The organism is Acinetobacter sp. 10FS3-1 (assembly GCF_013343215.1).
Classification (GTDB): domain Bacteria; phylum Pseudomonadota; class Gammaproteobacteria; order Pseudomonadales; family Moraxellaceae; genus Acinetobacter; species Acinetobacter lwoffii_C.
This window is the reverse complement of the sequence record NZ_CP039143.1, coordinates 1,035,065-1,059,084: the sequence shown is the minus strand read 5'-3', so window position 1 is coordinate 1,059,084 and position 24,020 is coordinate 1,035,065. Positions and strand designations below refer to the sequence as shown.

20 protein-coding genes and 4 pseudogenes are annotated in these 24,020 nt (G+C 43.4%); 13 read left to right on the top strand and 11 right to left on the bottom strand.

What is annotated here, in order from left to right; translation table 11 throughout:
• Nucleotides 1-59: 59 nt before the first annotated feature.
• Nucleotides 60-557, bottom strand: coding sequence for a hypothetical protein (locus E5Y90_RS04920; RefSeq protein WP_174659573.1), 498 nt, complete (start codon nt 555-557; stop codon nt 60-62).
• A 127-nt stretch (nt 558-684) separates the two neighbouring features.
• On the opposite strand from E5Y90_RS04920, the gene E5Y90_RS04915 reads away from it, so the two are divergent.
• The 5 genes from E5Y90_RS04915 to dapC all read left to right on the top strand — a co-directional run bounded on the left by E5Y90_RS04915 (nt 685) and on the right by dapC (nt 7,642).
• Nucleotides 685-1,413, top strand: coding sequence for an AzlC family ABC transporter permease (locus E5Y90_RS04915; RefSeq protein ID WP_174660559.1), 729 nt, complete (start codon nt 685-687; stop codon nt 1,411-1,413).
• Nucleotides 1,410-1,757, top strand: coding sequence for an L-valine transporter subunit YgaH (ygaH, locus tag E5Y90_RS04910; protein WP_174659572.1), 348 nt, complete (start codon nt 1,410-1,412; stop codon nt 1,755-1,757). Before E5Y90_RS04915 ends, ygaH begins: the two co-directional genes overlap by 4 nt.
• A gap of 785 nt (nt 1,758-2,542) precedes the next feature.
• Nucleotides 2,543-3,757 (top strand): formate-dependent phosphoribosylglycinamide formyltransferase, encoded by a 1,215-nt coding sequence (purT, locus tag E5Y90_RS04905; protein WP_171480657.1) that lies wholly within the window; start codon nt 2,543-2,545, stop codon nt 3,755-3,757.
• Between the two features lie 26 nt (nt 3,758-3,783).
• Nucleotides 3,784-6,450: a [protein-PII] uridylyltransferase gene (gene glnD / locus E5Y90_RS04900; RefSeq protein WP_174659571.1), complete on the top strand. Its 2,667-nt coding sequence runs from the start codon at nt 3,784-3,786 to the stop codon at nt 6,448-6,450.
• A 22-nt stretch (nt 6,451-6,472) separates the two neighbouring features.
• Nucleotides 6,473-7,642, top strand: coding sequence for a succinyldiaminopimelate transaminase (gene dapC / locus E5Y90_RS04895; RefSeq protein ID WP_174659570.1), 1,170 nt, complete (start codon nt 6,473-6,475; stop codon nt 7,640-7,642).
• A 121-nt stretch (nt 7,643-7,763) separates the two neighbouring features.
• Here dapC and E5Y90_RS04890 read toward each other — a convergent pair whose 3' ends face one another.
• Entirely contained in the window at nt 7,764-8,240 is a 477-nt protein-coding gene (locus tag E5Y90_RS04890; protein WP_174659569.1) for a glutathione peroxidase, read from the bottom strand.
• The gene (msrB, locus tag E5Y90_RS04885; protein ID WP_151206759.1) at nt 8,237-8,656 is read right to left on the bottom strand and encodes a peptide-methionine (R)-S-oxide reductase MsrB; all 420 of its coding nucleotides are present in this window, start codon (nt 8,654-8,656) and stop codon (nt 8,237-8,239) included. Before msrB ends, E5Y90_RS04890 begins: the two co-directional genes overlap by 4 nt.
• Before the next feature lie 152 nt (nt 8,657-8,808).
• Between msrB and E5Y90_RS04880 the strand changes: the two genes are divergently transcribed.
• Nucleotides 8,809-10,044, top strand: coding sequence for a pyridoxal phosphate-dependent aminotransferase (locus E5Y90_RS04880; protein WP_151204751.1), 1,236 nt, complete (start codon nt 8,809-8,811; stop codon nt 10,042-10,044).
• Nucleotides 10,045-10,258: 214 nt separating this feature from the next.
• Nucleotides 10,259-11,470: a YbfB/YjiJ family MFS transporter gene (locus E5Y90_RS04875; RefSeq protein ID WP_174659568.1), complete on the top strand. Its 1,212-nt coding sequence runs from the start codon at nt 10,259-10,261 to the stop codon at nt 11,468-11,470.
• Here E5Y90_RS04875 and E5Y90_RS04870 read toward each other — a convergent pair.
• The 3 genes from E5Y90_RS04870 to icd form a co-directional block, all read right to left on the bottom strand.
• Nucleotides 11,449-11,970, bottom strand: a complete 522-nt coding sequence (locus E5Y90_RS04870) for a M23 family metallopeptidase (protein ID WP_151204758.1) — start codon at nt 11,968-11,970, stop codon at nt 11,449-11,451. The genes E5Y90_RS04875 and E5Y90_RS04870 overlap by 22 nt on opposite strands.
• A 178-nt stretch (nt 11,971-12,148) precedes the next feature.
• Nucleotides 12,149-12,277, bottom strand: coding sequence for a hypothetical protein (locus E5Y90_RS17570; RefSeq protein WP_257234961.1), 129 nt, complete (start codon nt 12,275-12,277; stop codon nt 12,149-12,151).
• Between the two features lie 300 nt (nt 12,278-12,577).
• Nucleotides 12,578-13,834, bottom strand: coding sequence for an NADP-dependent isocitrate dehydrogenase (gene icd, locus E5Y90_RS04865; RefSeq protein ID WP_174659567.1), 1,257 nt, complete (start codon nt 13,832-13,834; stop codon nt 12,578-12,580).
• Nucleotides 13,835-14,154: 320 nt separating this feature from the next.
• On the opposite strand from icd, the pseudogene E5Y90_RS17670 reads away from it, so the two are divergent.
• The 3 genes and pseudogenes from E5Y90_RS17670 to E5Y90_RS04855 form a co-directional block, all read left to right on the top strand.
• Nucleotides 14,155-14,331: pseudogene (locus E5Y90_RS17670) on the top strand (IS5/IS1182 family transposase); the annotation flags it as partial.
• Nucleotides 14,329-14,657 (top strand): annotated as a pseudogene (locus tag E5Y90_RS04860) (IS5/IS1182 family transposase); the annotation flags it as partial. The pseudogenes E5Y90_RS17670 and E5Y90_RS04860, both read left to right, overlap by 3 nt.
• 384 nt (nt 14,658-15,041) lie before the next feature.
• Nucleotides 15,042-15,218, top strand: coding sequence for a hypothetical protein (locus E5Y90_RS04855; protein WP_174659566.1), 177 nt, complete (start codon nt 15,042-15,044; stop codon nt 15,216-15,218).
• A gap of 307 nt (nt 15,219-15,525) precedes the next feature.
• Here E5Y90_RS04855 and E5Y90_RS04850 read toward each other — a convergent pair whose 3' ends face one another.
• Nucleotides 15,526-16,611: a glycerophosphodiester phosphodiesterase gene (locus E5Y90_RS04850; RefSeq protein ID WP_174659565.1), complete on the bottom strand. Its 1,086-nt coding sequence runs from the start codon at nt 16,609-16,611 to the stop codon at nt 15,526-15,528.
• A gap of 640 nt (nt 16,612-17,251) precedes the next feature.
• On the opposite strand from E5Y90_RS04850, the gene E5Y90_RS04845 reads away from it, so the two are divergent.
• Entirely contained in the window at nt 17,252-18,043 is a 792-nt protein-coding gene (locus E5Y90_RS04845) for an rRNA large subunit pseudouridine synthase E (protein WP_151206756.1), read from the top strand.
• Between the two features lie 122 nt (nt 18,044-18,165).
• A pseudogene (locus E5Y90_RS04840) lies at nt 18,166-18,530 on the top strand (IS3 family transposase); the annotation flags it as partial.
• A 29-nt stretch (nt 18,531-18,559) separates the two neighbouring features.
• Here E5Y90_RS04840 and tnpC read toward each other — a convergent pair.
• The 3 genes from tnpC to E5Y90_RS04825 all read right to left on the bottom strand — a co-directional run bounded on the left by tnpC (nt 18,560) and on the right by E5Y90_RS04825 (nt 20,975).
• On the bottom strand, nt 18,560-20,185 hold the full coding sequence (gene tnpC / locus E5Y90_RS04835; protein ID WP_160255506.1) for an IS66 family transposase: 1,626 nt from the start codon (nt 20,183-20,185) through the stop codon (nt 18,560-18,562).
• Nucleotides 20,186-20,259: 74 nt separating this feature from the next.
• Entirely contained in the window at nt 20,260-20,595 is a 336-nt protein-coding gene (gene tnpB / locus E5Y90_RS04830; protein WP_004733288.1) for an IS66 family insertion sequence element accessory protein TnpB, read from the bottom strand.
• Nucleotides 20,592-20,975 (bottom strand): transposase, encoded by a 384-nt coding sequence (locus E5Y90_RS04825; protein ID WP_001055589.1) that lies wholly within the window; start codon nt 20,973-20,975, stop codon nt 20,592-20,594. The genes tnpB and E5Y90_RS04825 overlap by 4 nt, the downstream gene beginning before the upstream one ends.
• An 89-nt stretch (nt 20,976-21,064) precedes the next feature.
• On the opposite strand from E5Y90_RS04825, the pseudogene E5Y90_RS17455 reads away from it, so the two are divergent.
• A pseudogene (locus E5Y90_RS17455) lies at nt 21,065-21,501 on the top strand (IS3 family transposase); the annotation flags it as partial.
• Nucleotides 21,502-21,670: 169 nt separating this feature from the next.
• On the opposite strand, the gene E5Y90_RS04815 reads toward E5Y90_RS17455, so the two are convergent.
• Entirely contained in the window at nt 21,671-23,899 is a 2,229-nt protein-coding gene (locus tag E5Y90_RS04815; protein WP_174659563.1) for a phosphocholine-specific phospholipase C, read from the bottom strand.
• Nucleotides 23,900-24,020: the final 121 nt, after the last annotated feature.

Below are 24,020 nucleotides of genomic sequence, written 5' to 3'. Positions count from 1 at the left end.
AAAAAGCCAGTCGTGAAGACTGGCTTTTTGTTTGAGAATCTAAATTGATAATTGGTTTTTTATTGCATCTCGGCAATTGCGGTACCCTTTTGCTTAGGGTCAGTATTTCCTAAGGCCGGATTGGCAATTGCATTTTCACACTGCTTTTTGTCCCGTCCATAATCTGCCTGCTTTTGAGCCACACTACTCCCATTTTCCAGGGTAGTGCGTGCCCAGATTTCCAGACTGGTTAAGGCCTTACGGCATAATGCGTATTTACCTTCAGTCACCGAGTCGGTCATTTTGACATTAATCCGCCAGTCGGTGCTGAGCTTACGGGCAGGTTCACGTACCTGTTTTTCCAGTTGATCAAGCTGTCTGTTATACACCAGAGGGTCGACTTCATTGATCAGTTTCCAGGCCGCATTGGCATAGGTCGTAGCATCATTTGTCAGCTTTGGTGCAGGTTTAATCTGAGCTTGTTCAGGCGACTGGTGGTCATTTCCACAAGCTTGCAGCAACAATACACTGCTTATTAAAGAAACAGTCAGCAGTGCACGTGTCTTAAACATCAGCATATCAGGCTCGCCTTTTTAAAAAAATTCGGCACTATGCTAGTAAATTCGCGTACAATACACAATCTTCATTTGACCTCTTGTTCAACTCTCCTGCAGGTGTTTCGTGACAGAGCACAATCCATCCGCAATGCAGCCTGCCGGATTCTGGCAAGGTGCAAAAGACAGCCAGGCGATTATCTTCACCTATCTGCCGGTGTCGTTTGCTTTCGGTGTTTCAGCGACTCAATTCGGCTTTACGGCCTGGGAAGCCCTGTTCCTGTCCTGTTCGATGTATGCTGGTGCCAGTCAGTTTCTGGTGGTTGCGTTACTCGGCAGCGGTACTTCCATCTGGATGACGGCGCTGACTGTCATTGCTTTAGACATTCGTCACTTGTTGTATGGCCCTGCCCTGCAAAACCTGATTCAGGATCGTCTGAACCTGAAAAAAACAGCTGTCTGGTCTTGGGGTCTGACCGATGAAGTCTTTGCTTCTGGCATGATCAAACTATCACAGCGGCGTCAGGAATGGTCTGAATCCTGGATGCTTGGCCTCAGTCTGTTCAGCTGGCTATCATGGGCATTGGGTTCTTTTCTGGGTGGTTTATTTGCCGATCAGGTCAGTAATTTACTGCAATTTTTGCAAGCAGCACTGGACTTCTTGCTCCCTGCCTTATTCCTGAGTTTTCTGCTGGCAGCCTTTGAGAAGAAACATAGCTTTGTCGTGGCAGTTACCATTATTGTCTCGGCTGTTGCCTGCTATCTTATTGACCTGTCCGCAGCCATTTTTATCGGTATCAGTTCCGGTATTTTTGCTGGCCTGTTCAAGCATTATGTTTTACAGAGACCTGATCCTGAACATACAGGAGACCCTCGATGAATCTCGAAATTATTCTGGTCGGAATTCTGGTGGGGATTGCCAATTTTGCTTCCCGCTTTGGGCCATTTTTTGTTATTCAAAAATTTCAGCAAGGCTCACAAAAACGTGGTGCCTTATGGTTAAAAATTGCCTTGGGTTCCATTGGAATTGCTGCAATTAGTTCGATGCTGGTCGTTGCAACCTTGCCCCCCCTTTTAGAAACGCCCAATAAAAGTTTCGCCATGCTGATAGGCTTCATGGTGCTGAGTAGTCTGTATTTTAAATTTAAGAAAATTGTCATGGCGACCTTGATTGCCGCTTTAACCTACGGTCTGGTTTATACCTATGTTCCGGTGTCTTTTTAATTTTTTATTCAATAATCCAAGCACATAAAGCCTTATGCTATTAATAGCATAAGGCTTTATAAGTCAGAAGAAAAACATGAAAATCATTGTGCAGAGCATGAAAAGTCTTTATTCATCTTAAGCAGGATGACACTCTACCTATTTTCAAAACAAATTCCCGAGCAGTTATTTTGAGTGTGTCATCAATGCACAAAATTTTAGTGGCCATTTCACTGAAGTTCATTACCATGCTGCCGATCTGATTCCTATCATTTATCTTCAAAAACATGATCAAAATAAAATCATTGCCATGCTGACTTAAACCCAGCTGGTTCTACACTTATGTCCTAAAAATAATTATTAGTCTTTGGAGTCTAATTTCCTCCACTCTTCCCACTATACATTCAAAATACTCTGACTTTTTCTTGCTGATGAAAGGAAATTTCACTCAATTGCTTAATGATGCAATGTTTTTTACAGGTGTCGAAAGCGGCTTAGCTCTCCTCTTTATCGCTCTACCGCTAGGCCGTTTGTATTATTTTCGGCGCATGCAGACTTTAAAAACGTGTACTGCTTGGTCTTCAGCCCAATCAAATCCTCTAAGTGGAAAAACCCATCCTCAAAGCTGTATTTATCCCCTGCAAAATTTCCCCAACAGCCAACCGAAACCTGCGCCCACATCAACATAATAAAATGATCAGAACCTTATGAATAAAGCTGCTGGGCAATATCATAATTTTATGTGAATCAAGGGTTATCTGAACACGCAGTTCTGCTATGCTAAAAGCCCATAAAATCAAGCATGGATAATACACATGAACGTGACGATTGGTACTCCACTACAGGCTTCAGCGTATAAAGTTCTTTTACTGGGTTCAGGAGAACTCGGCAAGGAAGTGGTTATTTCACTCCAACGTTTGGGTGTTGAAGTCCATGCGGCTGACCGTTATGCGGACGCGCCTGCCATGCAGGTGGCCCACTATTCCCATACGCTCAATATGGCAAATGCCACAGAACTCAGACAGTTGATTCAGCAAGTTCAGCCTCATCTGATTGTTCCGGAAATTGAAGCGATTGCCACCGAAGTTCTGCTAGAAATTGAAGAACAGAAAATTGCAACGGTGATTCCTTCTGCTAAAGCGGTGAATCTGACCATGAACCGTGAAGGTATTCGCCGTCTGGCCGCCGAAGAACTGGGCCTGCCGACCTCCGCTTATCGTTTTGCAGATACCCTAGAATCGTTCCGTGCTGCCTGTGATGACATTGGTTATCCAAACTTTGTGAAACCGGTGATGTCATCTTCAGGCAAAGGTCAGTCCCGCGTAAAAAGCTTTGCAGAAGTAGATGCTGCCTGGGACCATGCACAGACTGGTGGCCGGATCAATCATGGTAAAGTGATTGTTGAGTCGCAGATTGATTTTGATTTTGAAATTACTTTGCTGACAGTACGTGCAAAAAATCCGCAAACCGGTGTAATCGAAACATCCTATTGTGATCCAATCGGGCACCGTCAGGATTCAGGCGATTATGTGGAAAGCTGGCAACCTCAGCCGATGACCCCGGCTGCACTGGAAGAGTCGCAACGCATTGCCCATAAAGTCACAACAGCACTCGGTGGCTGCGGGATTTTCGGTGTGGAACTCTTTATTAAAGGTGACAAAGTATGGTTTAGTGAAGTTTCACCGCGCCCGCATGATACTGGTCTGGTCACCTTAGCTTCACAATTCCAGAGCGAGTTTGAACTGCATGCCCGTGCGATTCTTGGCCTGCCTGTCAACACCGAACGTCATAGCATTGCAGCCAGTGCCGTGATTTATGCAGGTGTAGATGACCATAATCTTTCATTTTCTGGCTTAAATCTTGCTTTAGCAAATCCGAATACGGATGTGCGCCTGTTCGGCAAACCTGAGGGCTTTAAGCGTCGTCGTATGGGTGTGGCGACTGCACGCGCAGAAACCATTGACCAGGCACGCGAACTGGCCCAGCAGACTGCCGACCAAATTAGCGTTCATCAAAATTAAGCTGAAATACTAACGGATCCCTGTTCATGATCAATACCTTACCTTTGCTGAATTATATTCAAAGCAACCATGACATTCAGGCCATTAACCAGTGGCGTAGCGATGTTGAAAATCAGCTGCAGGAATGTTTTGAAAATGGACAGTCGATTCGTGACATCATTCTGGCGCGCTCCAACCTGATTGATGAAGCCTTGCAGTTCCTCTGGAAACATGCCGCGCTGGATCAGACGGAGCTCAGCCTGTTTGCTGTAGGTGGTTATGGCCGCCGCGAAATGCTGCCTTATTCCGATGTCGACATCATGATCCTGTCCGAAAATAAGATTGTTCCTGAACAGGAACAGCGTATTTCGACCTTTATTTCCTCTCTTTGGGATGTGGGTAATTTCAAGCCCGGCATCAGTGTCCGTACGATTAATGAATGTGTGACTCAGGCAAGCAGTGACTTAACAGTGGCCACCTCCCTGATTGAAGCTCGTCTGATTATTGGCAATGAAAACCTGTCTAAATGGCCTCGGCGGATTGTTTCACAGACCTGGACGGATAAGACCTTCTTTGATGCCAAGGTCAATGAACAGCATAAGCGCTATGCTCAGCACAATGACACCGAAAGCAATCTGGAACCAGACATCAAAAATGCCCCAGGCGGCATCCGGGATATTAACCAGATTGGCTGGATTGCCAAACGACATTTTCGGGTCAACCGTATTTATGACTTGGTGCATCTGGGTTTTATTTCAGAATTTGAACTGGCCGTACTTGAAGAGGCAGAAAGCTTTCTCTGGGAAATCCGCCATCATTTGCACCGTCTGACCAAGCGTGATGAAAACCGCCTGCTGTTTGATTATCAGCGGGAAATTGCGGCCAAATTCGGTTATGTACGCGAAGAAGGCCATCATCAGAATTATCCGATTGAACAGTTCATGAAGCGCTATTATCGCAGCGCACAACAGGTATCTACCCTGAATGAAATGTTGCTGGCTTACTTTAGTGAATCGGTGATTACGCCACGTTTACCGCAGTATGAACGTCAAATTGAAGAAATTAACGAAAACTTCAAGCTGGTCGATGGCAAGCTTGCCGTTCAGCATCACAAAGTTTTTTCAGAAAATCCCAGCGCTATCTTGGAAATTTTTTATTTACTGGCCAACCGCCCGGAAATTGAAGGTATCCGTGCCCGCACATTGCGTCTGCTGACGCTGGCAGCGAAACGGATTGACCAGAGTTTTCGCGATAATCCAATTCATCAGGCACTTTTCATGGCAATTATCCGCTCGCCATATCGCCTGTATGACACTCTAGTGACGATGAAGCGTTATGGCGTACTGGGCAATTATATTCCAGCCTTTGGCCAGATTACCGGCCTGATGCAATATGACCTATTCCATATTTACACCGTGGATGCTCATACTCTGCTCTTACTGCGTAATCTGAACCGCTTTAAGGAACCCGGTTTTGCCAAAGATTTTCCAGTGGTCAGCTCTGTGTTCCAGCGTCTCAGCCGCCGCGATATTGTCTATCTGGCTGCTATTTTTCATGATATTGCCAAAGGACGTGGCGGTGACCATAGCGAACTCGGAGCAGCTGATGCCATCAAGTTCTGCCGGACGCATGGCTTTACCGAACGCGAATGTAATCTGGTTGCCTGGCTGATTCAAAACCATCTGCTCATGTCAGTTACTGCACAGAAAAAAGACATTTCTGACCCGGATATAGTACGGGAATTTGCAGAAAAAATGGGAGATATGGAACATCTGGATTATCTATATACCCTCACCGTCGCCGATATCAATGCAACCAATCCAAAACTCTGGAATACCTGGCGTGCCTCTTTGATGCGTCAGCTATACACCCATGCCCGTGATGTCATTCGGTCCGGTCTGGGCCGCCCGGTCGACTATAGAATGCTGATTGAAGATACCAAGTTTGCAGCCAGTGAACTCTTGGTTAATGATTTCTCACTCTACGATGTAGAAACCGTCTGGCAGGAGCTGGGTGATGATTATTTCCTGAAAGAATCAGCCGATGAGATTGCCTGGCACACACGCGCCATTTTGGAGCATGGGGACAATCCTGCACCTTTGGTATTAATGCGCGCGCACCGCAAATATGCACAAGATGCAGTCCAGATCTTCATTTATACCCAAGACAAGCCGAACCTGTTTGCCACCACTGTGGCTATTTTGGACCGCATGAATCTGGATGTGCAGGATGCCCGGATTATTACTGCGACCAAAGCCTTTAGTCTGGATACCTATGTGGTGCTGGACCGTTTTGGCACTCTACTCACTGATCCAGAACGTGAAGCAACTGTCATTGACGCCCTGAAAGAGGCCTTGAGCCATTCAGATGAATATCCGGGCCTGATGCAGCGTCGTATTCCTCGCCAGTTACGCCATTTTGATATTGAAAATACGGTCGATATTACTTTAAACCCGGCCTTAAATCAGAATATGGTTGAAATTGCGACGCTGGATCAGCCGGGTCTGCTGGCCAAGATTGGCGGCCTGTTTATGATGCGTGGCCTGGATATTCACTCTGCCAAGATTGCCACCCTAGGCGAACGTGCTGAAGATATTTTCTTCGTCACCAAAAAGGATGGAATTCCGATGACTCAGGCTGAGTCGCTTAGCTTTGCAACTGCGCTCAAAGCGGCTTTGGATGAGGCGTCTCATCAGGTCAATGCTCAACACTAACCCTTTACTCGGGAATATACGCATGAACTCCAGCTTGTCTTTATTACATCCTTATCCCTTTGAAAAGTTAAACCAGCTTTTTGCCGGCATTCAGCCCGCGGATCTGCCTCTGATTCCTCTGTCTATTGGCGAACCCAAACATCCTGCACCTGAGTTTGTAAAACAAGCAATTATTGATAATTTACAGCACCTTTCGACTTATCCAAATAGCAAGGGTCTACCCGAGTTACGTATCAGTATTGCCAATTGGCTGAGCCGACGTTTCAAGCTGAATACAGTCAGCGCTGAAAGCCATATTTTGCCAGTTTCAGGCACCCGTGAAGCAATTTTTTCCTTTGTTCAAGCACTCATTAACCGGGAAGATGCCCCTTATGTGGTCATGCCCAATCCCTTCTACCAGATTTATGAAGGGGCGACCTTATTGGCAGGTGCCCAGCCTTATTTCATTAACTGTACCGAAGAAAATGACTACTTGGGTGATTTTGATGCTGTGCCGGCCGCAGTCTGGGAAAAAACTGCCCTACTCTTTGTCTGTACGCCTGGCAATCCGACAGGTGCGGTACTGTCCAAAGAACAGTTTAAAAAGCTGATTGCCCTTTCAGATCAATACGGTTTCGTAATTGCCTCAGATGAATGTTATTCCGAACTCTGGTTTGACGAAGCCCCGACCGGCTTATTGAAAGTTTGTGCTGAAATTGGCCGTGATGATTATAAAAACTGTGTGGTCTTCCATTCGCTGTCTAAGCGTTCCAATCTGCCCGGGATACGTTCAGGCTTTATTGCAGGTGATGCGGCATTACTACACTCCTATTTACAGTACCGGACCTACCACGGCGCAGCCATGCCGGTCCAGCATCAACTGGCTTCTATTGCAGCCTGGAATGATGAAACCCATGTGGAAGAAAACCGCATACAGTACCGAGCCAAGTTTGACCTGTTCCAAAACGAGCTAGGCACTTTATTGCCCCTCAAAAAACCAGATGCCGGTTTTTACTACTGGCTAAAAGTCGATCATGACGAAGAATTTGCTAAAACTCTGATGAAAAAAGTCCATATCAAGGTGCTGCCGGGCCGTTATCTGTCGCGTGAAACTCCAGCGGGCAATCCGGGTGAAAATCATGTACGTTTGGCTCTGGTTGCTGACCTTGCCCAGTGTGAACAGGTGGTGCAGCGTTTAAAAATGATTCTCTGATTGTAGTGCCTCAATCAAAATAAAACCCACTTGCCAGAAGTGGGTTTTTTCATGAAGGTTTATTTTAGTTTAGATATTTGTAGTCAGAATCCCTACGCCTTAGCTTTCGATTTCACTTCAATCACAACGCCTTTTGAATCTCTTCTTCCAGATCTTCCGGCTTGGTCGTGGGTGCAAAACGGTTCAATACTTTGCCATCACGCCCTATCAGAAATTTAGTGAAGTTCCATTTAATGCCATTGCCCAGAATGCCTTTAGAATTATTGGTCAGATAACGGAAAATCGCATGAGCTTCCGGACCTTTTACATCGACTTTGGAAAACATCGGAAAAGATACTCCGTAATTCTTCTGGCAGAATGTACCGATCTGCTCATTCGTACCCGGGTCCTGGCCGCCGAACTGGTTACACGGAAAACCCAATACTTCCAGCCCTTGTTCCTTATATTTCTGGTACAGTTTTTCTAATCCGGCGAATTGCGGGGTAAAACCGCATTTACTTGCAGTATTCACGATTAAGAGAACTTTACCTTCATAATCTGCAAGGCTTTTATTTTTTCCATCTAACAATTCAGCTTCAAGCTGATAGATGCTGGTCATGGATAGGTTTCCTCATCATTTTTTTCTTGTGTTTTTAAGTCTAAAGAGGCTGAGTTTACACAATAGCGTAAACCTGTCGGTTCTGGGCCATCTGGAAAAACATGCCCTAAATGTGCGTCACAATGATGACAGGCAATTTCAGTTCTGATCATGCCATGCGAATGATCTGATATTTCTTCAATGGCCGAGTTATTTACCGGACGAAAGAAACTTGGCCAACCAGAGCCGCTGTCATATTTTGTCTCTGAAGAAAAGAGCGGCGTTCCGCAGCAACGGCAGACATACACGCCATCCTGTTTGGTATTCCAGTACTTCCCGGTAAATGCCGGCTCGGTTCCTTTCTCGCGAGTAATGCGAAACTCTTCTGGTGATAACTCTCTTTGCCATTCCCGGTCGGTTTTATTGAGTTTTCCCATCACTAACTCCTTTAAATCTTTGACATTCAGTGTCATGCTTCAGTACTTCCATATTTACGCTAGAGATGAAAAAAATTCTAGCGAAATTTCAGCATAGATTGTGACATTTGCGTAATCTATAGTTTTAAACTCTAAATTAATTGGATGGAATTATGTCCGGCATTGCTAACACAACCCCTCGCGAAATCAAAAAATCATCTAAGCTCGAGCATGTTTGCTACGACATTCGCGGACCTGTGTTACGAGCGGCCAATGAAATGGAAGAAGCCGGACATAAAATTATCAAGTTAAATATTGGCAACCCCGCCCCCTTTGGCTTTGAAGCGCCTCAGGAAATTATTAATGATGTTGCGCTCAATCTGCCAAATGCAGTCGGTTATACCGACTCTAAAGGGATTTTCCCGGCACGTAAGGCCATTTGCCAGTATTATCAGCAGAAAGGCATTCTGGATATGCACGTTAATGACGTGTATGTCGGTAATGGTGTTTCCGAGCTGATTGTAATGGCCATGCAAGGCCTGCTGGATGATGGCGATGAAATGCTGATTCCGATGCCGGATTATCCGCTCTGGACTGCGGCAGTCAATCTGTCTGGCGGTACAGCCATCCATTATAAATGTGATGAAGAAAATCACTGGTATCCGGATATTGCGGATATGGAAAGTAAAATCACGCCAAATACCCGTGGTATCGTGATTATTAACCCGAATAACCCGACCGGTTCAGTTTATCCGCGCCATGTGCTGCAACAAATTGTCGATCTGGCTAAAAAATATGACCTGATCCTGTTTGCTGACGAAATTTACGACAAAATCATTTATGACGGGATTGAGCATGTTTCTGTCGCTGCTCTGGCCGGTGACCAGCTATGTATCTCGTTTAACGGTTTATCCAAGGCCTACCGTATTGCAGGTTACCGTTCTGGCTGGATGGCAATCACGGGCGACAGATCACGTGCCATGGATTATATCGAAGGTCTGGACATGCTGGCCTCAATGCGTCTTTGTGCCAACCATCAGGCACAATATGCAATTCAAACGGCGCTCGGCGGCTATCAATCAATTAATGACCTGATCCGTCCAGGCGGACGTTTATATGAGCAGCGCAATATTGCCTGGGAAATGCTGAACGAGATTCCAGGTATCTCCTGTGTCAAACCTGAAGGTGCAATGTACTGCTTCCCGAAACTTGATCCAAATGTCTACCCAGTCGAAGATGATGAAAAACTGATGCTTGATCTGCTACGTGCCGAGAAAGTTTTACTGGTTCAAGGTACGGGCTTTAACTGGCCAACCCCAGATCATTTCCGGGTCGTCTTCCTGCCAGCTGAAAATGAACTGCGTGAAGCCATCACCCGCTTGGGCCGTTTCTTCGCAAAAATGCGTTAATTTTCCAGAGCCCAATAAAAAAACCGCATATATCTATGTGGTTTTTTTATATCTGCAGCAAATTTCCAGTGTGTACCGTGGCTGAACTCTTTAAAACTGGCCTCTCTAGAGGCCATTTACTGAACCCATGGGTTCCTTAAACGGTGATTTTTGCCACAAACCCGACTATTCATGCTATTTTTTAATCAAATATTATAATTTGATGAGCACATGGATGTCCTCAAATACAATCAAACTCAGTCTGTTTCTCTGCCTGAGCATGTGCCTCGGCATTGGTATCCTGCGCTTTTCTTATACGGCACTTTTGCCTGGCACCCGAGAAGCATTTGCCTGGACGACAAATTTTGCCAGCCTGCTGGGCAGTGCCAATTTGCTCGGTTACCTGATCGGGGCGTTTACAGCCATGCGGCTGCCGCAAGACCGGAGCATGGCTCATTATATTCAAATGGCAGCCATTGCAGGCGTGTTCAGTTTACTATGCTGTGCTTTTTCAGGATTTTCCGAGATTTGGTATATCTCTTGGCGTGTCATTTCCGGAATCAGTGGTGGACTCTTGATGATCTTATCGCCGAGTGTGGTGGCGCAGTGTTGCGACCTTCAGGATCGGCTGAAAATCAACTTTATTGGATTTAGCGGAATTGGCCTAGGTGTGCTAGTCGCCACCCTGTTCCTGCCTTATCTGGATCAGATGTCTATCCAGACTGCCTGGCTCATCTTATGCGGTTTTGCCTTGTTTATTTGTTTATGTTTAAGTTTATTGCTCCAACAGTTTAAACCCTATTTGTCCACACAAGCAGCCACCAATTTACCCAAAAATTCTCTAAATTCAGTTTTTTATAGCTTATTGACCGTTTACGCCTGTAGTGCGTTTGCCTATATTCCGCATTCACTTTTCTGGGTTGATTACTTAAGCCATCAGCTCGAACTCAGTTTATTCTGGATTAACTTTAACTGGATTTTATATGGCCTAGGAAGTGCATTAGGTGCCTTAACGGCCTATGCACTGGCGAGAAAATTCGGTAACTTTAGCGCCCTGAAAATTCTTTACAGCTTGTATATTGTCGCTATATTACTGGCAACAGCAAAACAGAGTTCTCTACTCACTTTCGGCTCTTCTTTTTTTACCGGCCTGCTTAACCCGGCGGTGGTGTTTTTGACTTCTTATACCATTTTACAGCTGTACGGACTGGCTTATAAAAAGCTCTGGAGTATCGCCACCCTATGTTTTGCTGCTGTTCAACTGATTGGTGGCCTTAGTTTTAGTGCTTTGCAATATTTAGGCTTAAGCTATTATCAGCAATTTGTATTGGCTGCGTGTGTGCTTTTGTTGGGAGCACTACAATTATTCTGGTGCACACGCCCCGCCCGATTCAAGCCTCATGAATCCACCCGCTCTCTTGCTGCTCAGGAGGAAGGTAGCAAATAGGGATAGGGATTAGTGGCGCCTTGCTTGCTAAAGTAAATACCATAATGCAAATGCGGTGGAGTGTTTTTGGCATTGCCCGTATTCCCCACATAAGCAATGACTTCTCCGGCTTCCACCCAGTCACCCTCCTGAATGTGTGCAGCATAATCTTCCAGATGGGCATAATAATGCTGGCTTAAATTCGGCCCAGTTATCCAGATGACTTTTCCACCCAATGAATTGGTTCCCACACGGCGAACAATCCCTTGGGTTGTACTCAGCACAGCTGTTCCACGTCTGGCAAAAATATCAATTCCCTGGTGTTTACGTCCTTCACTGCGCGCAGCACCCCAGGTATCTTGAATCTGGCCGGGTTGAATGCCTTGTACCGGCATGGTCAGCGGTCCGACCAGTTCCGCTTTCTGCAACTGCCAATAGAGATAAGGCGTCTTCCAGCTTCCAGCCTCACCTGAAGGGGGTGGCTGACAGGCCATTAAAAGCACCGCCAAACTGAATAGCATAATAATGGTTTTTATAATTTTCACTCCTACTTATATACCAAGTTTTCCGTTTCCCCTCTTAAGTAAAAATCTCAATATATTCGGGTCTGTTATTTTGAGTGATGATTCTTATAAGCAAAAGACTAAAACAAAGCCCTCACAAGAGGGCTTTGTTGTTTAAATGAGGGTTGAGAGAAATCTATTTACGCTTTTTCGCACGAGATGGCTTGGAAGGTTGTTGCTGTTGCTGTTGTTGCTCGTCATTCTGAATATTATCTTTTTTGTCCTTTTGCTGGACTTGACGATGTTTAGCCTTGGTTTTTGCCATAAGTTACACTCCTTTGGAGAAGATCTCTATCACTGGAAGTTCATTCATCACTCTAACGTTTATATGAAATAAGCCAATCACCAAGCTGTATCTAAACACGTCAATGTAAAATGACTTCCATTAAACGCTTGAAATTATGTGGGTACTTTTTTAGTTTTTTACAAATTTTACATAAAACTTCATGCTGATACCTGTTTTAACTTTTGTTTGTTTTTTAAACCCAATTTACTTAAGTCTCCCAGTTTCTTTTTATAAAAAACCCGCATTAAATACGGGCTTTGCAGGACAGTACACCGCGCCCTATTCATCCATATTGTCAATAATGGCATCACCAAATTCGGAACAGCGCAATAAGGTAGCATCTGGCATGAGGCGTTCAAAATCATAGGTCACAGTTTTATCGGCAATCGCACCAGAAACCCCCTTGATGATCAGATCGGCTGCCTCAGTCCAGCCCATATCACGGAGCATCATTTCGGCGGAAAGAATGATTGAACCCGGGTTCACCTTATCCTGTCCGGCATATTTAGGTGCTGTACCATGCGTGGCTTCATAGACCGCAATCGAACCGCCAATATTGGCACCTGGAGCAATACCGATACCACCCACCTCGGCTGCAAGCGCATCGGAAATATAGTCCCCATTCAGGTTCAGGGTCGCAATTACAGAATAATCAGCAGGACGCATCAGAATCTGCTGCAGGAAAGCATCTGCAATCACATCTTTAATAATAATGTCTTTACCTGTTTTAGGATTTTTAATTTTTACCCATGGGCCGCCGTCGAGCAGTTCACCGCCAAAGCGCTCTAGCGCGACTTCATAGCCCCAATCCTTAAACGCCCCTTCGGTATATTTCATGATATTGCCTTTGTGCACCAGCGTTACACTTGGCTTGTTATTGTCAATTGCAAACTGGATGGCCTTACGTACCAGACGCTGCGTCCCCTCTTTAGATACCGGTTTAATGCCAATTCCGCAATTTTCCTCAAAGCGGATTTTGGTCACGCCCATTTCTTCTTTTAAAAACTTGATGACTTTTTTAGCTTCTGGTGAGTCCGCCTTCCATTCAATACCCGCATAAATATCTTCGGAGTTTTCCCGGAAAATAACCATATCGGTCAATTCAGGATTTTGTACAGGACAAGGTACGCCTTCAAACCAGCGTACCGGGCGCACACAGACATACAGGTCTAATTCCTGACGCAATGCAACATTCAAGGAGCGAATCCCACCACCCACAGGGGTAGTCAGCGGGCCTTTGATGGAGATTACATAATCACGTAGCGCTTCAAAGGTTTCTTCCGGCATATAGATGCCATAAATCTTGTTGGCCTTTTCACCGCAATAAACCTCCATCCACTCAATGGAACGCTTACCTCGATAAGCTTTTAAAATGGCAGCATCTACCACTTTTTGCATGGTCGGGGTAATATCTACACCAATACCGTCACCCTCAATAAAAGGAATGATAGGATTGTTGGGTACATTTAATGAGAGATCTGCATTGACGGTTATTTTATTCCCATCCGCAGGCACCACGATTTTTTGATAACCCATTGTACAAGCTCTCCCTTTGTAGCTGGCGAATTTAAAAATATTTGCCAAATAGACAATACGTTCAACTTTTCTTCACGCATCATATTCTAATCGTATTTTAAACTGTTCGAGATTTATACGGGCAATAGCCACATTTCCCGGTTAAATAAAACGCAACGTTTTGCAGTTTTATGTAATTACAGAAGCCATTTCCTATGAAAATCTTCATTCTCAACAACTCTATATCAGATTCTGTCTTAATCGATATTAGTCTGTGAGAACCGCCTGGCTTTGTTACATACCGCTGCTCTTAAAGGCCTCTTCAACACGATCATTTCACAATCAAGAAGCCAGTATCTACAATCTATCGCACCACCCATTGCTCTTCTTATAACCAAGCTTTAATTGAGCCAGGCAATCTCTCCATCTGGTTTGATCCTAAGACTCAAGGATATGGCCCAGCCATAAGGTAAACACGGGCAAATCCAACTTATGCTGACACAGTGCTTCAATGCTGTAGACAATTGATTCAGATCGTTCAGCACATGCCATGATTCCTCCAAGAAAAAATGTAAAGCCTTAGAAAGACAAAAAATTGGATCTTGAGAGAGAAATGAATTATTGAAAATCATCAAACGTCCAGGAAGAGCGATTGGGAAAATAGTTTGAGTCTCATCACCGCAGCTTGGTCGAAACTAAGCTGCATTGCATCCAACTATTGAGCGATAAATTAAGGGCTAGAAACTTTCCTGGTCAGGTGGATAAAATTCACACACGTTTAGCAGTTCTCAACAGATTCACAGAATTAGGTCAACCTCATACCCATATTGTGTCTTGGATTTGAATTGTTTGGGGTAACTCTGACTTCTAAATCTTTATGCAACAAAGCCAGTTTTAATTTTACCGAATACTCACAATTTTGAAATTGCCCATTAATCCTTATCCGCTGCCGATAAAAAAATCCCCCACCAATAATGCATATTTAGCAGGGTTTTGTATGCTGTAATCTGTCTGACGAAAAATATAAAACTATACGACTAATACCGAAGATCCGTCTTCGGATTTTCCAGATGAGTTCACTTAAATTATTAGATTTGACGACTGGATAGAATTTTGTGTTACTTTTCATTTGGTTTTCTTACAGAACCAAGACAAACAATAACACCCTCCAAGTAATTTCTTCATTAAGGTTTAGTCTTATTTTTTTGTCTAATGTAAGAGTAAATACATGAATAATTTATCTAAAATCGCTTTAGCTACTTTAATTTCTGCTAACTGTGCAATTGCTGTTGCTGCTGAAGCTCAACCTACTGAAGCTCCTGCATCAGAAGTCGCGACTCAAGAAGCTAGCGCTTCTGAAGCTACAACCAACGAAAGTGCTGCAACTCAAGAAGCAACAAAATAATTTTAATCCAGGTCTGCACAAACCTAAAGAACCCACATATTTAGTGGGTTTTTTTATTTTATCCAAAACACTTTGGCATAGACCTAAGCAGAGCAAATTACAGGTTTGCACAGCGCCATACTTTCTGCGAATTATTAAATGTCTCTCAAATAATCCCGACACACTTTAATTTTTTCATCATTAACTGTGGACTCAATTTCAGGCATACTATGCAAGCCAAATAGGCAAAACCAGAATTAATAGCTTTATTGAAACTGATTCTATAAAACCTCCCGCAGGAGGTTTTAAAAATAATGAATGCTGCAGCTTATTTTTTATAAATCGGATCAGGTAAATCCATTCTATTTTCAGACATTGCTTTTCTGGCTACATCTGGCAAATCGGTAATAACACCATCCACACCAATACCGATCAAATGATTTATAGTTTCAATATCAGATACAGTCCACGGAATAACTTTTAAATTATTTTGATGTGCTTTTTCCACCATTTCTTTAGTCGTATATGGCACATAGTTAAAATCGCCTATTTTTCCATTCTGTGGATTACCATGTACGGGTGAAACAGCATCTGCACCAAAGGACTTAACCGCTGCTATTAAGTCACCATTAAAATCATCAATATCTAACCCACCTAACCAAGGGGATTTACCTGGTTGACCTACTTGTAAAAACTGCTGTCCATTTGTTAAAGCAATAATCGGTAATTTAGGATTTAGCTCTTTCACAACCATTAAAGCTCCCCAATCAAAACTCTGGATTGTAATCTGATTTTCAAGTCCTGATTTTTTCACTTCATCTAAAACAGCTTTAACAAATTGCTCGCGCGGTGCAGTTTGCTCTGGCGCTCCAGCCTCTATCTTGGTCTCAATATTCATTAAGACATTTTCTGATTTATATTTTTTAACTAAAGTAAAAAATTCTTTAAGAGTTAGCATTTTAGCACCAGGGCTAGTCAGCTGCTGTGGGTAATCTTTTAAACGCAAAGAACCACAATCCATTGTTTTAATCTGCTCTAAAGTTAAGTCTTTTATATATTTTCCAACATACGGGTAATCTAGATCCCCCACAAAAGCAGGGCCTGTATCTAGACACTTATTTTTAGAAATTTGACGATCATGTGTTACTACTACTTTTCCATCTTTAGTGACTTGTGTATCTAATTCTAATGTGGTTACTCCCATTTCAAGCGCATTGCTAAATGAGGCAATACTACTCTCTGTTCTTAAACCTAATCCTCCTCTATGTGCCTGAAGATCAAAGTCCCTGTCTTTAAAGAACAAATGTTTCTCTTCTGAATCAGGATTTGATACTTGGATATCATCATTTTCATTATCACACCCTGATAAAAAAAGTACTGAACCGATTAAAATTGCTAAAAGTGACTTACTCATATTAAAGCTTCATATTTTTTAAGAAGCAGCAAGATTAAGTCATGCATATTACAAGATGATTAGAACGCTATAATTTCATAGTGTTTAATAATAAAAAGCCCATCATTTGATGAGCTTTTAATACCGGGTCAATTTTGTATAGAACGACTACTCTACAAATAGTAGTGTCTTATATAAGGCTTTTCTGTCAATTCAGCTTTTCTCAAGTTTTCACGGTAAATACCAGCATAAAAACTATCTCATCACGCATATTTAAAAGAATGATCTCCGTCATATCTTGGATTGAAGCAATAGCACCACAACGATTTCCACAAAGGTTGAAGAGGTGTCATGCTGGAAAGTGCTCGTGGAATCCGAGTGAAAGAGTTTATGCAATTACTGGCTATTGAAAAGGATAAATTTTATGTGCTAGTAAATTCTGGCGACCTTCAGCAACCAATTTGTCCGAAGAAGACGTGTGCTGGTAGCCATCTTACGTCAAGAATAAAGTTGAAGAACATAAAACAGAATCTGCTATGATAGCCCACACATAGTGGGCTTTTATTTACCAACTTTTACCCCTACTTCTCCCAAAGCGGGTAACCAAACGGGTAAGATTAAAACCACAATAAAATTATCTTATATTTTTTAGTAGGTTACAGTGAAAATTGTCATTCTAAACAAACCTTATGACGTCCTCTCCCAATTCCGCGCTGATGAAAAACATCAGACCATGGCGGATTTCATTGATGATCCGGATTTACGCATCGCAGGCCGTCTAGATATGGATTCGGAAGGTCTGATGTTCCTGACCGATCATGGCGGCTTGAACCAGTTTATTACCAACCCGGCCAATAAAAAATTCAAGACCTATCTGGTTCAGGTCGATGGCGAGATGACTGAAGAAGCGCTAGAGCAGCTTCGTAAAGGTGTCGAGCTGAATGATGGAATGACTTTGCCAGCACAGGCGATTAAAGTCGCTGAACCGGAATGGTTATGGGAGCGTAATCCTCCAGTACGTTATCGCGCTTCAGTGCCGACGTCGTGGGTGGAAGTTTCGATTTGTGAAGGCCGTAACCGTCAGGTTCGTCGTATGACCGCTGCTGTTGGCTTTCCAACGCTGCGCCTGATTCGTACTAAAATCGGTTCAATTGATCTGGTACAAATGGGCCTACAACCGGGTGAAACCAAAGAAATCGAACCGCTGCTGTATCCAGACTTTAAAGATGTGCCTGCGCAAGAACCTTATCGTTCACGTTCTTATGTGAAGAAACCGGGCGGCAGCGGCGGCAAACCTATGCATAAAAATGCCAGTAAAGCTGGGGCAGCCAAGAAAAAAACTGGTACCCCACGTATCTGGCAAATGGAAGAAGGTGAAAAGCCTCGTCGCAAGACCAATGGTACTACCCGTCCAAATACCAAATCACGTGGTCGTGGACGAAATGGTCGTTAATATTTAGTGCTTCTGGCCAAAATGATAGACAGCTCCTGCCTCTAAAGATAACCTAACTTTAATCTTTGGAGACATATTGAGGGCTATCTTGTGCAACAGTGCTGCTCAAGTCCTAAGGGGATCTGGAATTAGAGAAAGAAGTCAAACAGCTCAAGGAAGCCAATAGCACCTTAGAAAAAGCGCGTGTGTACTTTCTGACAGATCATGCCAAGAAAAGTACACGGTAATGCAAGATCTGAATGTGAATGAAGTCACGGTATCTTCTGCCTGTAAATGTTAGGTATCAGCACTTCAGGCTATTATGCCTGGCGCAAACGCCAGGCCGATACAGCGCTTAAAAGCCGTATATTGGCAGCAAGCATGCACGATTGGTGCTCTTTCATTGGTACATGACATACATGATTTAAGTTACAGCATGAGCGAACGTACTGTTGGAAAGATGCTAGAAAAAAAGCTTGGTTTACGTAGCAAGATTGCAGGTAAATGGTAAGCGTCCGCTGAATCCCATACCAATTTTTAATTCGATTTAGGTTTCCAGCAGTGTGGCAGTAACTCTTCAATCTGGGTCACTTTATGTGTCGGCAGCCTTTTCAGCACATCACTTAAATAGGCATACGGATCCAAGCCATTCAGCTTTGCTGACTGGATTAAAGTCATGATATTCGCCGCTCGCTGGCCGCTGCGCAGCGAGCCAGCAAACAGCCAGTTCTTGCGCCCTAAGGCCCAAGGTCGCATTTGATTCTCTACCCAATTATTGCAAATCGGTAGATTGCCATCATCCAAATAGCGGCTTAAAGCTGGCCAACGCTTCAGAGTGTAATTGATGGCCTTGGCGGTGGGAGAACTCGATGGCACCGTCAGATGATGTTGGTTGAGCCATTCATATAGTTGTTGCATCACTGGTTGACTATGCTGTTGTCGGTATTCGCGGCGGTCTTCCGCTGTACCATCGGTCTTTTTCCTGAGCTCTGCTTCTATCGCATACAGTTTCTGAATCAGCACTAATGCCTGTTCAGCGACCTGACTTTTCCCAGTTACATGCAGTTCATGGAATTTACGACGTGCATGGGCCATGCAGCCCACCTCAATGACCTGGCCTGATTTAAAGCGTGCTTTATAACCACTGTAATCATCACAGACTAGATAACCCTGCCAGCCTTTCAAGAACTCTGCAGCATGCTGGCCTGAACGACTATCCTGAAAGTCATAGATCACCGCCTGAACTGGATTGTACTGTGTAGTGGCATAGGCCCAGACATAACCTTTCTTCGGTTTTTTATCATTCTCACCCATCCGCATGATGGTGACCGGTGTTTCATCTGCATGCAGCACCTGCTGTTGTAGTACCACCTCTTTTAAGGCATTGGCCAGAGGCTCCAGTTCTACACCGCAGCGACCTATCCAGTCAGATAACGTTGATCTAGAAAGCTCGATTCCCGCCCGCTGATAGATCAGACGCTGACGGTACAGCGGTAAATGATCGGCATACTTCGATACCAGCACATGGCTGAGCAGTTCAGGTGAAGCAATGCCTTTATCAATCACATAGGCAGGCATCGCTTGCTGAGTCAGGGTGTCACACTGATCACAGACCCATTTGCCACGGACATGCTGTTCCTTGTAGAACTGTGCCGGTCTGAAATGCAGTTTTTCACTGATATCTTCGCCGATACGACGTAACTGGCAGCCACAACTGCATTGGGTTGATGCAGGTTCATGCTCAATACGGATGGTGTGTAGATGATCGGGCAGCAGTCGACGTTTAGGTTTATTTGCTTTGGCTTTGTGTGTCGCTGCATCGGTTTTATCTGCATTCAGCCGTTCCAGTTCCAGATCAACGGCTGCAATATCTTCTTCGACCGCTTCATCCCAAAGATGGATTTGTTTTGCAGTGAGATGTTCGTTTTTACTGCCGAATTTGTGCTGTTTAAATAGTGCGAGTTCATGCTCGTATTTTTGATTGAGAATAGAAAGATGTTGAACTTTAGAATCTAATTGCTGATTGGTGACTTCAAGATGTTGAACTCTGGCATCTAATTGCTGGTTTGATTGTGCTAGAGACTGATGCTGCAGCGCCAACTGCCTGGTGAATTCCAGCAGTTGTTCATGGGTCAGTTGGCTTAAGTCAGGCAGCGTATTCATGACCGCAGTATGCCTGAGGTCATGAGAAGAATGAAATAGAACGTTTGGAGAATAGCAGAATGGAACAGCCTGGTTTAAAGCATCGTCACCACCTGCTGTCGTCCAATGCGCTGCCAGGGCAAACCTTGGATCAGTGCCTGTAACTGTTCCGGGCTGAGGGCCACGCTTTCACCTTGGTGAACTTGAGCCCAGTGAAATTTGCCCTGTTCCAGCCGCCTGGCACACAGCCAGATGCCCAATCCATCATGTACCAGTACTTTCATGCGATGGCCACGTTTATTACAGAACAGGTAAGCACAATGCGGTTTGATGTAGCCAAAGGCTCTCACCACCTGAGCCATGGTCGTATCCATACCTGCACGCATGTCCATGGGCTGAGTAGACAACCAGATTTCATCAATGCGGATCATGTTGCAAGTGCCTTGAGTAATTCTGCCAAGGCAGGTATTTCTGATGTCTGCCATTTTAGCTGAATATCATTATTCGTATGAGGCACGGTGATACACAACGTGATCCTCTCATCAATAGGTTGGCTGATTGCAGCAGTGTAAGGCAAAGCAATAAATGCTGGATTCACATGAGTAGGATCCTGCACGGCACCCTCATGATGGCTGAAGATCCTGATCCAACGACTGACAAGGTTGGCATTAATACTATGTTGCAGTGCGACCGAAGCGATCGAGGTATTAGGATTTTTGCAGGCATTGACAATACTGAGTTTGAATTCTTTGCTGTATGTTCTGCGTTTTTTAGCAACAGGAGGTGTTGCTGAATATATATCCATGTTCATGGATTAAGTCCCCACTTGTTTTTAGGTGGGAACTAAATTAAGGCTTATAGGATCGCTTGGTAAGGCTGTGTTAGCCGGATGCTTACGGTAAATGCAAGCATACAAGTGATTCGAACCATCGTTTGCCTACACGCCAATTTACAGTCACTCAGCCAAGCCTTGCGAAGCAATGCGTCTCAGGACAACAGATATTCACTATATCCCTTATCCAAACCTTGTTAGCTGTATTGATGTGTAATGTTGGATCTGTTTAGCGTTCTATTTTCGGTTGGCAAACCAGCCATCGAATAGACCATCCATTGGTGTGATGCGTTTAATTATGCAAAAGCTTCTTTCACCCATTTAAAAGCCCATGTGCTACATGGCAATGTGTTGATCACTCGAAAAGAGGCAAAAGCTGTCTTATTTGACTATATTAAAGTCTATTACAATCGGGTCAGAAGGCATTCTGCAAATGGTCGGTTAAGTCTTTAAGCAGAAATATTTTAAGAATTTAGAGAAATCGATTGTCCACGATACTGTCTAGGATCGAAAAAACATAAACCATTAGAGCGATAATATTTAAAGTGTAGCAACCATAGTTTAGCTCTTATAACTAATGCTAAAAAAACCATTATAAAAAAGCTTATTCAGTTATGAAATATAGTACTGAATAAGCTTAAAAGGTGAATATTGAAATTCGATAATGGAAACTCTTAAACCATTGCTGGATCGCTAACAGAGTCTTTACCTATCTCTACACGACCAGCAAAGCGCCTATAAAACTTATTATCTTGACTACATGTAACAGCAAAATCATACCATTGCCATGCTTCTCCCAAATCCCAGTAATGAGTAACAGTCTGTTGAGCTTTAACATTAATTTTAATAGACTCATCTGTACGATAAGCAAGAGGTGTTAAAATAAAATCGATTTCTTTAGTCGAAATATTAAGCAAATCCACATAGGCATTGCCATTATTAATGTCATAACACACTCGTATTTCAGGATTGATTTCTAAGTATTTATTGCGGTTTAGATCTCCTCGAAAATGTCGATGATAGCCGTTTGGACCGAGCACCCAAAGGTCGTACATTCCCTGGTTATCCTGTTGTACCTTCCAGACATCATCTAGTGTTTTTCCTGCTTCTACAATGTACCGACGCGGAATCGTATCAAGGTTTAACTTGTCATAGACATGAAAAACTGCGCCTTGTGTACCTGTATTAGAGAAGATGAGCTTAACTGTTCCATCGTTTTGACAACGGGCACTGGTATGTAATTCATAAGGCAATGCTTTAGAACGCCGAATTCCGCTAGTTTGAATTGGGAGTTTTAAATGGGTTGGAATTGGAACATTCGGTAATTTTTGTTGTTCTGAGCGGAGCAGATCTGCTTGCTCACGAGTTTTTTTACCACTCAATTCTGGTAACACATCATCATTTGGATTCTCAAAGTTAAAGGCCGAAGTGAGGTCACCACAAATTGCGCGACGATAAGGGCTGATATTGCTTTCTGTTACACCAAAACGCTTTTCTAAAAACATTAGTACCGAAGTATGATCAAATACTTGAGAATTAACGATCCCACCACGACTCCAAGGTGAAATTACAAATAATGGTACACGTGGACCAGGCCCATACACGCCATTATCTTTTTTAGGCTGACTGGTACTTCCCAGTGGCGCATCATGTACATAATATTCATGTTGCATATCGGCTTCGCTGAGCGTTGATTTTCCTGCATATGTATTATTTGCTTGAAGCGTGGGAGCAGATGGAGATGGAACATGATCAAAATAACCATCATTTTCATCAAAATTAATTAAGAAAACTGTTTTACTCCAAACCTCCGGTACTGCTGTTAGAGCATCCAAAATTTCTTGAATAAACCAGGCACCTTGTACTGGGCTTGATGGTCCAGGATGCTCACAATAGATTGATGGTGCATTGATCCAGGAAACTTGAGGTAATTTTCCTGTTTTTATATCCCTTTTAAAAGCATCTAAAAACTCTTCAGGGTTATTCCCAGGTAAAGTATTGGCTATGCCTTTATAGAGTGGATTTTGAGCATTATCAGTTGACGCATCATAAGCTTTATAAGGTAAAGTTTGTGCTGCCTTATTATATGGGCTATTGGGTGCACCGCCACTCGAAACTGGATAACCTGAAGCAATATTGGCTTTTTTAAAAGTACGAAACGCCCCTAGCATGTTATCGCCCCATTCATCAGGCATATTTTGATAACAAATCCAATTAATACCAGCTTCTTCTAAACGTTCAGCATAAGTTTTCCATGTGTAGCCGATATCAACATTTTTGGGGTCGCCATCAATCCAATCCCATTCATTATTAACAAAAGCCGTACCAGTCGGTACTGCTCCATTAGTACCTGTTAAATGAAATGAACGATTGGCATCTGTACCTGTATGCATCGAACAATGATATGCATCACAAATGGTAAAGGCATTAGCTAAAGCAAACTGATAAGGGATTTCCTGTTCTTTAAAATAACCCATTGCATAATCAGTTTTATACGTTGGCCAATTGGTCATTCGGCCATTGTCCCAAGCTTTTTGGCTATCTATCCAAGTATGATTCGTACCAGGTGCGCGTTGCGCATTATTCATTGATCCATCTAAATGAAAGGGCGTTAATAATGAACCATCACGACGTTGTTGTTGCCAAACATTACGCCCATTTTGTAAAGGAATAGTGAAACGATCTGCAAAACCGCGAACCCCTTTTAATGTTCCAAAATAATGGTCAAATGAGCGGTTTTCTTGCATTAAAATAACGACATGCTCAACATCCTGGATTGTTCCTGTTTTATTATTTGCAGGAATAGCTAATGCTTTTTGGATACTGGCTGGAAATGTAGATAAGGCAGCAGCACCAAAACTTGTCTTAAGCGTATTTACTAAAAATTGACGACGATTAATCACAGTATTTCCCTTTTTACTTTTATGGTGCACAACGTATTAATGGTTCTTTGGAGTTATCAGGTGGAGTTATAGACTGATCATCATTTGAATCATTGCAGGCAGTGAGTAGGAGTAAAATTGG

Excerpts from the sequence above, each read along its gene's own strand:
- msrB (WP_151206759.1), bottom strand. The coding sequence starts at position 8,656 with ATGGGAAAACTCAATAAAACCGACCGGGAATGGCAAAGAGAGTTATCA.
- E5Y90_RS17570 (WP_257234961.1), bottom strand. The coding sequence starts at position 12,277 with ATGGCAAAAACCAAGGCTAAACATCGTCAAGTCCAGCAAAAGGACAAA.
- tnpC (WP_160255506.1), bottom strand. The coding sequence starts at position 20,185 with ATGAATACGCTGCCTGACTTAAGCCAACTGACCCATGAACAACTGCTG.
- E5Y90_RS04890 (WP_174659569.1), bottom strand. The coding sequence starts at position 8,240 with ATGACCAGCATCTATCAGCTTGAAGCTGAATTGTTAGATGGAAAAAAT.
- icd (WP_174659567.1), bottom strand. The coding sequence starts at position 13,834 with ATGGGTTATCAAAAAATCGTGGTGCCTGCGGATGGGAATAAAATAACC.
- E5Y90_RS04850 (WP_174659565.1), bottom strand. The coding sequence starts at position 16,611 with ATGAGTAAGTCACTTTTAGCAATTTTAATCGGTTCAGTACTTTTTTTA.
- E5Y90_RS04870 (WP_151204758.1), bottom strand. The coding sequence starts at position 11,970 with ATGCTATTCAGTTTGGCGGTGCTTTTAATGGCCTGTCAGCCACCCCCT.
- E5Y90_RS04880 (WP_151204751.1), top strand. The coding sequence starts at position 8,809 with ATGTCCGGCATTGCTAACACAACCCCTCGCGAAATCAAAAAATCATCT.
- E5Y90_RS04875 (WP_174659568.1), top strand. The coding sequence starts at position 10,259 with ATGTCCTCAAATACAATCAAACTCAGTCTGTTTCTCTGCCTGAGCATG.
- E5Y90_RS04915 (WP_174660559.1), top strand. The coding sequence starts at position 685 with ATGCAGCCTGCCGGATTCTGGCAAGGTGCAAAAGACAGCCAGGCGATT.
- glnD (WP_174659571.1), top strand. The coding sequence starts at position 3,784 with ATGATCAATACCTTACCTTTGCTGAATTATATTCAAAGCAACCATGAC.
- tnpB (WP_004733288.1), bottom strand. The coding sequence starts at position 20,595 with ATGATCCGCATTGATGAAATCTGGTTGTCTACTCAGCCCATGGACATG.
- ygaH (WP_174659572.1), top strand. The coding sequence starts at position 1,410 with ATGAATCTCGAAATTATTCTGGTCGGAATTCTGGTGGGGATTGCCAAT.
- E5Y90_RS04855 (WP_174659566.1), top strand. The coding sequence starts at position 15,042 with ATGAATAATTTATCTAAAATCGCTTTAGCTACTTTAATTTCTGCTAAC.
- E5Y90_RS04825 (WP_001055589.1), bottom strand. The coding sequence starts at position 20,975 with ATGAACATGGATATATATTCAGCAACACCTCCTGTTGCTAAAAAACGC.
- dapC (WP_174659570.1), top strand. The coding sequence starts at position 6,473 with ATGAACTCCAGCTTGTCTTTATTACATCCTTATCCCTTTGAAAAGTTA.
- E5Y90_RS04920 (WP_174659573.1), bottom strand. The coding sequence starts at position 557 with ATGCTGATGTTTAAGACACGTGCACTGCTGACTGTTTCTTTAATAAGC.